We start from the raw sequence: 12,132 nt of genomic DNA, 5'->3' as shown, positions 1-12,132 counted from the left end.
GCTCGCGCGGACCCCGGTCGAGTCGGCCACCGCCGGTGAGGGTGCCCGGTTCTGGGCTGCGGTGATGGCCGACCTGCGCAACCGCGGAGTGCGGGACATCCTGATCGCCTGCACCGACGCACCAAGGCCCGCGGCCACTTCCCGACCGACGACGCCGTGGTCAAACTACTGTGGCTGGCCATCGTCAACATCGAGGACAAACGGGCCCGGGAACGAGCCGCCAAGCGAGAGAAAGGCGACAAACACGCCTTCCAACCCGCCCGGCTCGTCGAGGGACAACGCTCCGCAGGATGGCGAGAAGCACTCAACGAACTCGCCATCGCCTATCCAGGACGCATCAGGTAAACCAGACTTGGCCGTCTACCTGCACGAACATTCCACACCTGAAGTTACAGGCTCAACGGCAGCGGGTCCCGGCGGCCCATGCGCGGCATCACACAAGGTCGCAGCCGTCACCCATTCATCAAGACTGTGGTGCCACGGTCAAGCTGGAAGGGCCGTCATCCGCTGCCCGGTCAGCGGCTCCGGCGTTGCTGCTGGCGCGGAGGTTGAACTCGCGTGTTACGCCCAGGGTGAGTTCGATCGTCGGAGTCTGGTCTCCTCGGCGCGTTCGGACTGATTCTCAGGGGCACTGTGCGGCTGTCGGCTTTGCGTTCTGGGTGGTGGATCTGGATGGCCTGGGTTGTGGGCCGGAGCGGGTCGGGTGGGGGCTGGGTGCGGCGGTGGGTGCTGGTGGTGTGGGGGAGTGGGTGATGGCGGCCGGGTTGACGGTTCTGCGAGGTACTTGTAATTGCGAATAGCTTGCAACAAGATGATGGGGTTCGTCATGTCGTTCTGAGTGCGGAGTCCGCCTGTGGCTCGTCTGTTGCCTGAGAGTGCGCCGCAGCGTGTCATCGCGGTGTCGAACTTCCTGTACACGCTGGGAAGCGGCCTGTACCTCACTGCCGGGGTGCTGTACTTCACCGAGGCGGTGGGGCTGCCTGTCGGACGGGTGGGGCTCGGCCTGGGGATCGCCGGGCTCGTGTCGCTGGTGGTCGGTATCGGGGTGGGGCATCTCGCGGACCGGGTCGGGGCGCGCGGGGTCTACGCGGGGACGCTGGTCGTGAGGGGGCTGGCGGCGGCGGCGTTCACGCTGGTGGACGGGTTCTGGTCGTTCGTGCTGGTGGTGTGCGTGGCGACGGGTGCGCAGGCGGCGGGACTGGCGGCGCGGAGTCCGCTGATCCGGCGGTTCGGCGGGGAGCGGCCGCAGGAGTTCCGGGCGTACCTGCGTGCGGTGACCAACGTCGGGATCTCGCTCGGCGCGCTGCTCGCGGGGTGGATCGTCGCGGTCGGGACGACGTCCGCGTACCAGGTGCTGGTGCTCGGGCTGGCGGTGGCGAACCTGTTGGCGGCGGCGCCGTTGGCCTTGCTGCCTTCGGTGAAGCCGCAGGCGGCCGCCGCGGGGCCTCGGTGGGGTGCGTTGCGGGATCGTCCGTATCTGGCGCTCACGGCGTTGGACGGGGTGATGGCCGTCCAGTTCAAGGTGCTGACGGTGGCGTTGCCGCTGTGGCTGGTGGCGGCGACGTCGGCGCCGCACTGGCTGATCGCGGGTACCATGATCACCAATACGGTCATCGTGGTCGGTCTCCAGGTGCGGGCCAGCCGGGGGATCGACTCGCCGGGTGCCGGCGGGGGAGCGTACCGGCGGGCCGGGGTGACGTTCCTGGTGTCCTGCGTGCTCATCTCGCTCGCCGCGGGAGTGCCGGCCTGGGGCGCGGTGGCGCTGCTGATCGGGGGCGTGTTCGTCCATACGCTGGGCGAGCTGTGGCATTCCGCGGCGGGGTTCGAGGTGTCGTTCGCGCTGGCGCCCGAGCATGCGACCGGGCAGTACCTGGGGGTGTTCGGGCTGGGGGCGGGGCTGGCGGAGGCGTTCGGGCCGAGCCTGCTGATCTCGCTCTGCATCACCTGGGGGCGTCCCGGCTGGTACGTGGTGGGGGCCCTGTTCGCGCTGACGGGGCTGCTGGCACCGGCGGCCGTCCGGTGGGCGCGGCGGGGCCAAGGCGGGGGCGGGTCGGTGAAGGCCGAGCCGGTCGTGGCCTGAGGCGGAGGCCGGCGATCTTTCCTGGGGCGGTGGTGTGGATCTTGCAGCCCCGACGGAACAGGATGGGGCGTCGGACGCGGTACGGCGCGTTCGGCGGATCCCGGCCCGCGGGGGCGTCACATGCCGTCCTCGGGCCCTGGCGAGAGGAAGTCGGAGTGGCTCACGGAACTGGTCCCGGTCCGATCGCGGAGGACGGCTCGGCCGTCGAGTACTACCAGTCGGCGCCCCTGGACGAGACGGGCGCGTCCCTGGTGCACGGGGCGTTGCCGGACGGGGCGTCCATCCTCGAGCTCGGTTCCGGGACGGGCCGGGTCACGGTGCCGCTCACCGCGCTCGGGCACCCGGTGACGGCCGTGGACGCGTCGGAGGACATGCTCGCGCGCATCCCGTCCGGCATCAGGACGGTCCTGAGCGGGATCGAGGAACTGGCGCTGGACGAGCGGTTCGACTGCGTCCTGTTGATGTCGTACCTGGTCAACTACGGTGACCGTGACGCGCTGCTCGCGGCGTGCGGACGGCACGTGAGCCCCGAGGGACGCGTGCTGATCCAGCGGGAGGCGGCCGGGATGTTCGACGTGGTGCCCAGGGAATGGACCAGCGGCGGCATCCGCATGCGCCTGAGCGAGGTCGTGCCGGCCGGGCCGGACCGGGTCACGGCGACCATCGAGTACGGGTCCGGGGACCGCACCTGGACGCACACCTTCACCACGCGGCGGCTGGACGACGACGAGCTTCCCGCGGTTCTGGCGAAGGCGGGGCTGCGGCTCGACGGGTTCCTCACCGACGACCACACGTGGGTCGCCGCGCGTCCCGTGTAGGGCCGGTTCCGGAGTCGATGCGCCGGGCGGGCGGATCGGCCCGCCCGCTCGGGGCTTCGGAGGCACGATGACGATGCGGCGGGGCTCTCCGCCGGGCGGTGGCGCCGCCGCGCGAGCCCGTGGGAAGGGGGCCGGGCCAGGGTGATCGCGGCGGCGCCGGCTGAGGGTGGTGACGTGCCCGCCGGAGGGCGGCGGTCAGTCCGAGATCAGCTCGAAGCCGCCCGGCTCGGCCGTGGCCAGGCTCATCAGCGCCGTCACCGACTCCCGGAACGTCTCTCCGCTCGCCGCGGCCCGGTGCGCGTCGGGGCTGTCCCATTCGGCCATCTCGACATAGACCGGGCGACCCTGCATCGAGCGGTAGAGCCGGTGCGCCCGGTAGCCCGGCTGCTTGGCCATGTACCGGCCGATCTGGTCGAGGACGGCCTCGAACTCGGCCTGGTCACCGGTGACGACGAACTTGTTGATGAAGGTGAACACGGGCTTCCTCCCTGGTGATGCGGTCAGCGTGATCCGGCGTTCGCGGCGCCGGGCGCGTCCGACGGGGACGGCGGGGACGGCGGAACGGGGCTGGGGCGCGAGCGGGCCTGGTCGCGGAGTTCGCGACGCTGCGGCTTTCCGGTCGCCGAGCGCGGGATGTCCGCGACGAACCGCAGATGGTGCAGGTGCTGGTAGTAGGGGAGCCGGGCGGCGACGTAGGCCGCGAGTTCCGCCGGATCCGGGTCCTCGCCCTCCGGCACCACCAGGCCGTACGGGACGGCGCCGCTGAGGTCGTCGGGGTAGTCGACGACCAGGCAGTCCGCGACGTCCGGATGGCGCCGCAGGACCCGCTCGATCTCCGACGGCGCGACCAGCCAGTTGTCGTGCTTGAACACGTCCTTGATGCGGTCCACCAGCGTCAGCCGCCCGTCCTGGGCGAGGTGGCCGACGTCGCCGGTGGCGAACCAGCCGTCGGCGGTGAGGTGCGCCCCCTCGTCGGCCCCCAGGTATCCCTTCATGACCTGCGGGCCGCGGACCTGGATCTCGCCGAGAGCACCGGCCGGGGCCACCTGCCCGTCGTCGAGGCGGACGACCCGGCACTCCGTCCCGGCCAGCGGGTGGCCGCACGAGCCGGGACGGGGAGCGTCGAGGTCGTCGAAGTGGGTGGAGGGCGAGGTCTCCTGCAGCCCGTACCCCTGCGCGACGGGCACGCCGAACCGTGCGCCCAGTGTCTCCGCGGTCAGGGCGGGCAGCGGCGATCCGCCCGACAGGACGGCGGTCAGCGTCGGCACCGACAGGTCCGGCAGCCGTGGGTCGGAGGCCAGCCGGCCGAGCCGCACCGGCAGGCTGTAGAAGTGCGTCGCCCCGTGGCGCGCCGCCGCGGCCATCGCCTCCGCCGGGTCGCCGCCCGGCCAGAGGACCAGCCGGGCTCCGGCGGCGGTGGCCACGGTGAGGTGCATGAGATGGAACGTGGGGAGGTTGTCGAACACCACCGAATCGCCGGTCACCCGGTGGGCGCGGGCGGTCTGGGCGGCGTTCACGGTGACGTTGCGGTGGGTCAGCTGGACGGTCTTGGGCGCACCGGTGGTCCCGCTGGTGAACTGGAGGCAGGCGACGTCCCCGGGGGCGGGCACCAGGTGGGGCGGCGGGCCCTCGGCGCCGTCGATCAACTCACCCAGTTCGTCGGTGGTCACGATCGTCGCGAGAGTGGGCAGGCGGTCCCGCACGCCGGGCGCCACGATCGCCGCCTCGGCCCCGCACGCCCGCACCAGGTTCGCCAGCGCCTCCTCCCGCAACAGTGGGTTGACCAGCGCCGGGATGTTCCCCGAGCGGATCGCGCCGAAGAAGGCGACGGCGAACCAGTGGTCCAGGGTGAGGGTCAGGGCGAGCACCTTGCCGTGGGTGCCGAGCGACCGCGCCAGGGCGGCCGCGCACCGGTCCGCGAGCCGGTCGAGTTCGGCGTAGCCGAGTTCGACCGTGCCGGACCGGATCGCCGGGCGGTCCGGGAAGCGCCGGGCCGCGCGGCGCAGCAGGTCGCCCACCCCCGGCCCCGCCAGCAGGTCCTCGACGGTGTCGAGAGGGGGCCCGGCGGCGACGGCGTCCACCGTCAGTTCCCCTGGCCGGCGGACAGGTCGTCCCTGGTCACGTAGCGCGTGCGGACCTGGAGGCGTCCCCCGGCGCGGACCAGGACGTCGGAACACGTGCAGGAGGCCTGGATGGCGCTCCGGCCGCCGAGCGGCGTGCGCACCACGAGCGCGTAACTGCGCGCGGTGATCGTCCCGTCCGGCTGCTCCTCGACGTCCAGCATCCCCAGCCAGTGACGATCCCGTACCCCCTCCGCGGCGCGCCGGCTGGCGGCCTCGCCCGCGGCGGCCTCGATGGCGTGCCGGCCCTTGGCCGGCGTGGTGTCGACCTGCGTGGCGAACACGCCGTCCGGGGTGAAGGTCTCCGCCCACTCCGCCACGGCGTGCTCGTCGAGCAGCCGCATCTGCCGCGCGTAGAACTGCTGGACCTCCTCGTACAGCGTCGGTCGTGAGGCCCTGCGGACCATCTGCTCCACATCCGCCAACGTGACTCCCCTTATCGGCTCCTGACGGCGCCGGGAACCCCGGTGCCCGTGACCGCGAGGGTGGCAGGGGCTCTTCGAGCCGTGGTGGAGCGGCGGCCGGGTGGACTCCGCTGCGACCGTTTCTCGGCCGGTCCTCTAATCCGGATCGAAACGCTGGCCCAGCGGATCACCGACAGCGGAGGGACACGGCCATGGCTTCTGCCAGCGTCCAGGGCGTCGCACTCGTCACCGGCGCCACGAGCGGGATCGGGCTGGCGGTCGCCACCCGCCTGGCCGCCCGGGGTGTGAGCGTCTTCGTCTGCGCCCGGAGCGCCGAAAGCGTCGGCGCGACCGTCAAGACGATGCGGGAACAGGGCCTGACCGTGGACGGAACGGTGGCGGACGTCCGGTCCGACGTCGCCGTCCGGTCCCTCGTCGAGGCGGCGCGGGCCGCCTTCGGCCCGCTCACCATCGTGGTCAACAACGCGGGGCGGAGCGGAGGCGGCCCGACCGCCACCATCACCGACGAGCTGTGGAACGACGTCATCGACACCAACCTCACCGGAACCTTCCGGGTGACGAGGGAGGCGCTGACCACGGGAGGGCTGCGCGACGGCGGCCGGATCGTCAACATCGCCTCCACGGGCGGCAAGCAGGGCGTGCCGTTCGGCGCTCCCTACTCGGCGGCCAAGGGCGGGGTCATCGCCTTCACCAAGGCGCTGGCCAAGGAGCTCGCCGGCACCGGCACCACGGTGAACGCCGTGTGTCCCGGCTACGTGGAGACCCCGATGGCCGCCCGGGTCCGCCAGGGCTACGCGGCCCTGTGGAAGGTCCCGGAGGAGGAGGTCCTCGCCAGGTTCGAGGAGAAGATCCCGATGGGCCGCTACTCCACCGCCGAGGAGGTCGCCGGTCTCGTCGACTATCTGACGACCGACGACGCCGCCTCCATCACCGCGCAGGCGCTCAACGTCTGCGGCGGTCTCGGCAGCTACTGACGCCAGCCACTGACAAGGGATGGTCGGGACGATGGAACAGCACCGCATGACCCACGAGATCGACGTCAGCGCTCCGGAGGAGCTCGTCTACCGTCTGATCGCCGACGCGGCGAAGTGGCCGCTGCGGTTCGATCCGACCGTCCACGTGGAGCGGACCGCGCTCGGCGCCGGAGCGGAACGCCTCGCCATCTGGGCGCTCGCCAACGGCGAGGTGAAGCACTGGACGTCCCGGCGCGACCTCGACGCGGGAGCCGGGCGGGTGCGGTTCCGGCAGGAGGTCTCGACTCCGCCGGTCGCGTCCATGGGCGGGGAGTGGGTCGTCACCCCGGAGGGGGCCGGTTCCCGGCTCACCCTGCACCACGAGTTCACCGCGATCGACGACGATCCCGCCGGGGTGGCGTGGATCCGGCAGGCCACCGACTCCAACAGCCGGGCCGAGCTGGCCAACCTCAAGGCCCTCGCCGAGACCGCCGCCCGGCGGGCGGAGCTGACGTTCTCCTTCTCCGACGAGGTGGTCATCGCCTCGCCCGCCGAGCCGGCGTACGAGTTCCTGTACGCGGCCGGACGGTGGCCGGAACGGCTGCCCCACGTGGCCGGGCTGGAACTGCGCGAGCCCACGCCGAACCTCCAGCTCATGACGATGGAGACCAAGGCCGCGGACGGGTCCGTCCACACGACCGAGTCGGCCCGCGTGTGCTTCCCGCACCATCGGATCGTCTACAAGCAGCTCGTGCCCCCGAAACTCATGACCGCGCACCTCGGGGAGTGGTCCTGCACCGACGTGCCCGGAGGCGTCCGGGTCACGGCGGCGCACACCGTCACCGTCAACGAACCCGCCATCGCCGCCGTGCTCGGCCGGGCCGCCGGGGTGCCCGAGGCCAAGCGGTTCCTGCGGAGGGCCGTCGGCGGCAACAGCCGGGCCACCCTGGAGCTGACGAAGCGCTTCGCGGAGGCGGCACGTGGCTGAGGCGCCGGCTTCCCGGGCGGGTGGAGGGCCGGACGCGGCCGTGCTCGTCGCCGGAGCCGGTCCGGTCGGGCTCACGGTGGCCTGCGAGCTGGCCCGCCGGGGTGTGCCGGTGCGCGTCATCGACCAGGCCGACGGGCCCTCGGTGACCAGCCGCGCCACGGCGGTCCACGCGAGGACCCTGGAGATCTTCGACCAGATGGGGCTCATCGACGACCTGCTCCCACGGGGCCAGCGGGTGGTCCATTTCTCGCTGCACCGGCGGGGGCGCAGGCTCATCTGCTTCGACACCAACTACGCCGCCCTGCCCACGCGCTTCCCCCACAGCCTGATGGTCGGCCAGGTCGTCACCGAGGAGGTCCTCCGGACCGGGCTGCGGCGGCTGGGCGTCGAGGTGGAGTGGGGCGTGGCCCTGGCGGACGTCAGGCCCGGCGAGGCCGAGGTGTCGGTGAGGCTGGCCCGGTCCGGGGGCACGTCCGCCTGGCAGCCGGTCCCCTGGCTGGTCGGCGCGGACGGCGCCCACAGCCTGGTCCGCAAGCGGCTGGGGCTGCGGCTGCTCGGCGACTCCAGCGAGACCTGGATGAACGCGGACGTGGTCCTGGACGCCGACCTCCCCCGCGACAGCAACCATCTGCTGCACACGGGGAACGGCACGATCCTGCTGGTGCCCTTCCCCGAGGAGCGCACCTGGCGCGCGGTGGACACGGTCGACGTCCACGACGCCGACGACCGGGAGGCGGTACGGCGGCGGCTGGAAGGCAAGATCTCGCAGGCGCTCGGGCGGCCGGTGACGGCGGAGACGCCCAGCTGGGTGTCGGTGTTCACCGCACAGCAGCGCATGATCCAGCAGATGCGCGTCGGCCGGTGCTTCGTGGCCGGCGACGCCGCGCACGTGCACAGCCCCGCGTCCGGCCAGGGCATGAACACCGGGATCCAGGACGCCTACAACCTCGGCTGGAAACTGGCCCAGGTGGTGCGCGGCGAGGCGTCCGAACGGCTGCTGGACAGCTACCCGGCCGAACGGGTTCCCGTCGGGGCGCGGCTGCTGAGATCCACGAGGACGGCGACCGCGCTGGTCGCGCTGCGCACCGCGCTGGCGCCCGTGCTCCTGCCGCTGGGGCTGGGCGTGCTGTCGATGCTGCGCCCGGTGAAGCGGCGGATCGAGGGCAAGATGATCCGGGGCTTCAGCGGCCTGGCCCTGGACTACTCGGGAGGCCCCCTCACCCTGGGCCGGGGCACCGGGCGGATCCGTCCCGGTGAGCGCGTGGGCTGGACGTCCGGCATGGAACGGCGGGACCCCGCCTGGCGTGCCCTGGCCGAGGAACTGCGGGACCCGCGCTGGACGCTGCTGGCCTTCGCCGACGGCGAGCCGTGGGACCTCGCCGACGACGCGGCGACCTCGGTGCGCGCCGTCGTCCCGGCGAGCGGACCGGACGAGGACCCGGCCCGTGGCCCGCGTCCGCTGGCCGACCCCGGCGGCGTGCTCGGCGACGCGTTCGGCGCGAGTCCGGGGCAGGCCGTGGTGATCAGGCCGGACGGCTATCTCGCCGGGGTGGTCGGCAGGGAGGACGTCGCCGCGGCACTGGCCGGGCTCGGACTGGTCCGCGCCGCCGCGCCGGACGCCATGGAGAAGCGGAGGATCGACAGGTGAGGGAACGACCGCTGGACCTCACGGACCGCCTGGCACTGGTCACCGGCGGCACCCGGGGGCTGGGACTCGCCATCGCCGGACGGCTGTGCTCGCTGGGGTGCGAGGTTCTCGTCAACTACGCCCACGACGACGCGGGCGCGGAGGAGGCGCTCGAGGCGCTCGGCGCGGCCGGCGGCAAGGCGTCCCTGGTCCGGGCCGACGTCGCCGACCCGGACCAGGTCCGGGCGATGCTGGACGACATCGAGCGCGACCGGGGCCGGCTGGACATCTTCGTCCACAACGCGGGCATCCACCGGCCCGCGCCGGCGACGGCGATCAGCCGGGAGGCCTACGACCGGATCACGGCCCTGGTCGTCGGCCCGCTGGTGTCCGGCGCCGGGCACCTCGCCCGGCTGCTGCCCGCCGGGACCGGCCGGGTCGTCGCCGTCTCCAGCACGGGAGCCCGGCGGGCCGTCCCGGACTACGCCGCCCTCGGCAGCGCCAAGGCGGCACTGGAGAGCCTCGTGCGCTATCTCGCGGTGGAACTGGCCGGCCGGGGGATCACCGTCAACGCGGTCCGCGCCGGAAAGCTGGACAAGGATCCCGGGAGCGCCCCGAGCGGACCGGCCGCGCGCGTCGCGGCACGGACACCGGCGGGACGGCTGACCCGGCCCGGGGACGTCGCCGACGTCGTCGCGATGCTGTGCCGCGCCGAGGCCGGGTGGATCCACGGCGAGACCATCACGGTCGACGGCGGCCTCCACCTGATGACCTAGCCCGACACGACCGGGAGAACGCATGCGAATGATCGACCTCTCCTCACCCGTGGACGCATCGGGCTGGGAGGCGAACGACATCGTCCATGAGGTCATGTCCCCCGCGGAAGGGGCGGCCCACATGGCGGCGGAGATGCTGGCGCACGCGGGCGTCGAGTTCGATCCCGCGGTGCTGCCGGACGGTGAGCTGCTGTCGCTGGACACCCTGACGCTGACCACGCACACGGGCACTCACGTGGACGCCCCGTCGCACTACGGAACCCGGGCGGACTATCCGACCGCGTTCGCCCGGCCACGGAACATCGACGAGATGCCGCTGGAGTGGTTCTTCGCGCCCGGCGTGTGCCTCGACCTCACCGGCGAGCCGGTGGGCACCGTCGGAGCCGACCGGCTGCGCCGCGAGTTCGACCGGATCGGCCATGTGCCGCGGCCCTCGGAGATCGTGCTGCTGCACACCGGCGCGGAGGCGGTGGCGGGAACGCCGAAGTTCTTCTCCGACTTCGTCGGACTGGACGGGGCGGCGACCGAACTCCTGCTGGACCTGGGCGTGCGCGTGATCGGCACCGACGCGTTCAGTCTCGACGCCCCCTTCCAGCACATGATCGGGGAGTTCGAGCGGACCGGGGACCGCGGCGTCCTCTGGCCCGCGCACTTCGCCGGCCGGAGACGGGAGTACTGCCAGATCGAACGGCTCGGCAACCTCGCGGCGCTGCCGGCCGCGACGGGATTCACGGTCTGCTGCTTCCCGGTCAAGATCGCCGGGGCCGGCGCCGGGTGGACGCGCGCGGTGGCCCTGACGGACCGCTGACCTCGCCGCGCTCCTCACGACGGCCTCGGGCGGCGTCCCCACCGGATCCGGTGAGGACGCCGCCCGAGGCCGTCGCCGAGGCCGGGGGGATCCGGTGAGGTCGCGGGTCGGTCCAGGTGGCATCGCGGTCGAGGTGGCGTTGCGGTCGAGGGGCGGTGCGGTCGAGGTGGTGGCGGGCGGTCAGGCCCGCAGGGTGAGGACCAGGTCGGTGATGTCGTCCAGGCTGCGGAAACGGGCGCCGGTCAGGTGCCGCATGGGGACGGCGACCCCCATGTCGTCCCTGATGAAGGTCACCAGGCGCGCCATTCCCAGCGAGTCCAGGACGCCGAACTCCCGCAGTGGTGTCTCCGGGCCGAGCCGGGAGAACTGGTCGGGCTTGAGCATGGTCTTGAGGAAGCCGGTCAGCTGGGCCAACACGGCGGCACGATCGCTGGTCATCCCTCTCCTTCCATGAGATCGGCCCTGTGAGGGGCCGGTTCCGGGGCGGCGGCGGGTGCCGGACGGTCCCGCCAGACGGGAGGCTCGAGCACCTCCAGGACGATGCAGGTCCAGTTGAAACCGCCACCGATGCCGATCGCGATCGCCTTGTCGCCGGGGGCCAGCCGTCCCGCCTCGGCCAGGTACGCCAGGGCGGCGAACTGGTCCGCCGCGCCGAGATGTCCGATCTGCGCCGACCAGCTCCAGGTGGAACGCCCGATGTCGAGTTCCAGCGGGTCGAGGCACTCGCGGAGCAGGAGCCGGCGGCCGAAGCCCGGCACGACGTAGTGGTCGGCGTCGGCGGCGCTGATGCCCGCCTCGTCGGCCGCCTCCGACACGGCGTCGCGGAGGCCGGCCGCCATCCGCCGGCCCGCCTCCGCGAGGTCCATCGAACGGGCGAAGTCCAGGGTCCGCGCCCGGAAGTCGATCGGGTACTCGGCCGGGTCGGGCGCCGCGCCGAAGCCGAGTTCGCCCCGGTGCAGCCCCTCGAGTTCCGGGTCGGTGACCGTCACGGTCGAGCGCACCCGGGCGAAGCCGCCGACCCGGGACAGCACCGCGGCCGATGCGCCGTCGGCGAAGACCATCCCCCAGCCGGTCCGCCAGCGGTCCCAGGCGGGCTCGGCGAACTGGTCGGCGGCCGTGATGAGGGCGGCCCGGCGGTCCGGCGCGGCGGACAGGTACGCCGCGGCGAGTTCCACGCAGGCCATCGCCCCGTTGGACAACTGCCTGACCTCGAAGGAGGTGCCGGCTCCGCCCAGGACCTCCTTCTGGAGGTAGCAGGCGGCGTTCCAGCCGTCCAGCCCGTTGTAGGCGGTCACGGCGTGCAGCAGCAGGTCGATCTCACCGGGCTCGTGGGGGGAGCGGTGGACGGCCGCCCGGGCGGCGCGGACGGCCATCGCCGGAGCCGAGTCCCCGGGCCCGGCGACGGCCACCCGCTCGACACCCGACTCCTCCTGCTCCTCCGGGTCGTACCGGCCGTCCATGACCGCGTCGTCGACGGAGACGGTCCGGGGCAGGAACGACGCCACGCTCGACAGGTACAGATCCTCGTGTCGCACGT

General features: G+C 72.9%; 12 protein-coding genes and 2 pseudogenes. 9 read left to right on the top strand and 5 right to left on the bottom strand.

Annotation, left to right across the window (positions count from 1 at the left end; all coding sequences use genetic code 11):
* The 4 genes and pseudogenes from EBO15_RS47315 to EBO15_RS17320 all read left to right on the top strand — a co-directional run.
* Positions 1 to 127: pseudogene (locus tag EBO15_RS47315) on the top strand (transposase); the annotation flags it as partial.
* A pseudogene (locus EBO15_RS47500) lies at positions 106 to 345 on the top strand (IS256 family transposase); the annotation flags it as partial. The pseudogenes EBO15_RS47315 and EBO15_RS47500, both read left to right, overlap by 22 nt.
* A gap of 520 nt (positions 346 to 865) precedes the next feature.
* Entirely contained in the window at positions 866 to 2,080 is a 1,215-nt protein-coding gene (locus EBO15_RS17325; protein WP_199744606.1) for an MFS transporter, read from the top strand.
* Positions 2,081 to 2,235: 155 nt separating this feature from the next.
* Positions 2,236 to 2,898 (top strand): class I SAM-dependent methyltransferase, encoded by a 663-nt coding sequence (locus EBO15_RS17320; RefSeq protein WP_199744605.1) that lies wholly within the window; start codon positions 2,236 to 2,238, stop codon positions 2,896 to 2,898.
* A 195-nt stretch (positions 2,899 to 3,093) separates the two neighbouring features.
* Here the strand turns inward: EBO15_RS17320 and EBO15_RS17315 are convergent, their stop codons facing one another.
* The 3 genes from EBO15_RS17315 to EBO15_RS17305 are packed head-to-tail and all read right to left on the bottom strand — an operon-like array spanning position 3,094 to position 5,434.
* Positions 3,094 to 3,375 (bottom strand): antibiotic biosynthesis monooxygenase family protein, encoded by a 282-nt coding sequence (locus EBO15_RS17315; protein ID WP_122195424.1) that lies wholly within the window; start codon positions 3,373 to 3,375, stop codon positions 3,094 to 3,096.
* A 23-nt stretch (positions 3,376 to 3,398) separates the two neighbouring features.
* A complete protein-coding gene (locus EBO15_RS17310; protein WP_199744604.1) occupies positions 3,399 to 4,979 on the bottom strand; it encodes a class I adenylate-forming enzyme family protein in 1,581 nt (526 codons plus the stop codon).
* 2 nt (positions 4,980 to 4,981) lie between these two features.
* A complete protein-coding gene (locus EBO15_RS17305) occupies positions 4,982 to 5,434 on the bottom strand; it encodes a nuclear transport factor 2 family protein (RefSeq protein ID WP_233616257.1) in 453 nt (150 codons plus the stop codon).
* A 200-nt stretch (positions 5,435 to 5,634) separates the two neighbouring features.
* Here EBO15_RS17305 and EBO15_RS17300 point away from each other — a divergent pair, with 200 nt between their 5' ends.
* From EBO15_RS17300 to EBO15_RS17280, 5 genes are read left to right on the top strand one after another with little or no spacing between them, the layout of a single operon-like run.
* Positions 5,635 to 6,417, top strand: a complete 783-nt coding sequence (locus EBO15_RS17300) for an SDR family NAD(P)-dependent oxidoreductase (RefSeq protein WP_122195422.1) — start codon at positions 5,635 to 5,637, stop codon at positions 6,415 to 6,417.
* A gap of 31 nt (positions 6,418 to 6,448) precedes the next feature.
* Positions 6,449 to 7,384, top strand: coding sequence for an aromatase/cyclase (locus tag EBO15_RS17295; RefSeq protein ID WP_122195437.1), 936 nt, complete (start codon positions 6,449 to 6,451; stop codon positions 7,382 to 7,384).
* Positions 7,377 to 9,032, top strand: coding sequence for an FAD-dependent monooxygenase (locus EBO15_RS17290; protein ID WP_199744603.1), 1,656 nt, complete (start codon positions 7,377 to 7,379; stop codon positions 9,030 to 9,032). The genes EBO15_RS17295 and EBO15_RS17290 overlap by 8 nt, the downstream gene beginning before the upstream one ends.
* A complete protein-coding gene (locus EBO15_RS17285) occupies positions 9,029 to 9,787 on the top strand; it encodes an SDR family oxidoreductase (RefSeq protein WP_199744602.1) in 759 nt (252 codons plus the stop codon). Before EBO15_RS17290 ends, EBO15_RS17285 begins: the two co-directional genes overlap by 4 nt.
* A 22-nt stretch (positions 9,788 to 9,809) precedes the next feature.
* Complete coding sequence (locus tag EBO15_RS17280) at positions 9,810 to 10,595, top strand: cyclase family protein (protein ID WP_122195420.1); 786 nt, start codon at positions 9,810 to 9,812, stop codon at positions 10,593 to 10,595.
* 180 nt (positions 10,596 to 10,775) lie between these two features.
* Here the strand turns inward: EBO15_RS17280 and EBO15_RS17275 are convergent, their stop codons facing one another.
* Both EBO15_RS17275 and EBO15_RS17270 read right to left on the bottom strand, forming a co-directional pair.
* The gene (locus tag EBO15_RS17275) at positions 10,776 to 11,033 is read right to left on the bottom strand and encodes an acyl carrier protein (protein WP_199744601.1); all 258 of its coding nucleotides are present in this window, start codon (positions 11,031 to 11,033) and stop codon (positions 10,776 to 10,778) included.
* Positions 11,030 to 12,130 (bottom strand): ketoacyl-ACP synthase III family protein, encoded by a 1,101-nt coding sequence (locus EBO15_RS17270; RefSeq protein ID WP_122195419.1) that lies wholly within the window; start codon positions 12,128 to 12,130, stop codon positions 11,030 to 11,032. Before EBO15_RS17270 ends, EBO15_RS17275 begins: the two co-directional genes overlap by 4 nt.
* Positions 12,131 to 12,132: the final 2 nt, after the last annotated feature.

The organism is Actinomadura harenae, from assembly GCF_003696215.1.
Lineage (GTDB): Bacteria > Actinomycetota > Actinomycetes > Streptosporangiales > Streptosporangiaceae > Spirillospora > Spirillospora harenae.
The sequence above is the reverse complement of the archived record's forward strand: the minus strand, read 5'-3'. Positions and strand labels throughout refer to the sequence as shown.

Bases quoted from the DNA above. Each gene is read 5' to 3' on its own strand.
- EBO15_RS17275 (WP_199744601.1), bottom strand. From the start codon at position 11,033: ATGACCAGCGATCGTGCCGCCGTGTTGGCCCAGCTGACCGGCTTCCTC.
- EBO15_RS17280 (WP_122195420.1), top strand. From the start codon at position 9,810: ATGCGAATGATCGACCTCTCCTCACCCGTGGACGCATCGGGCTGGGAG.
- EBO15_RS17300 (WP_122195422.1), top strand. From the start codon at position 5,635: ATGGCTTCTGCCAGCGTCCAGGGCGTCGCACTCGTCACCGGCGCCACG.
- EBO15_RS17295 (WP_122195437.1), top strand. From the start codon at position 6,449: ATGGAACAGCACCGCATGACCCACGAGATCGACGTCAGCGCTCCGGAG.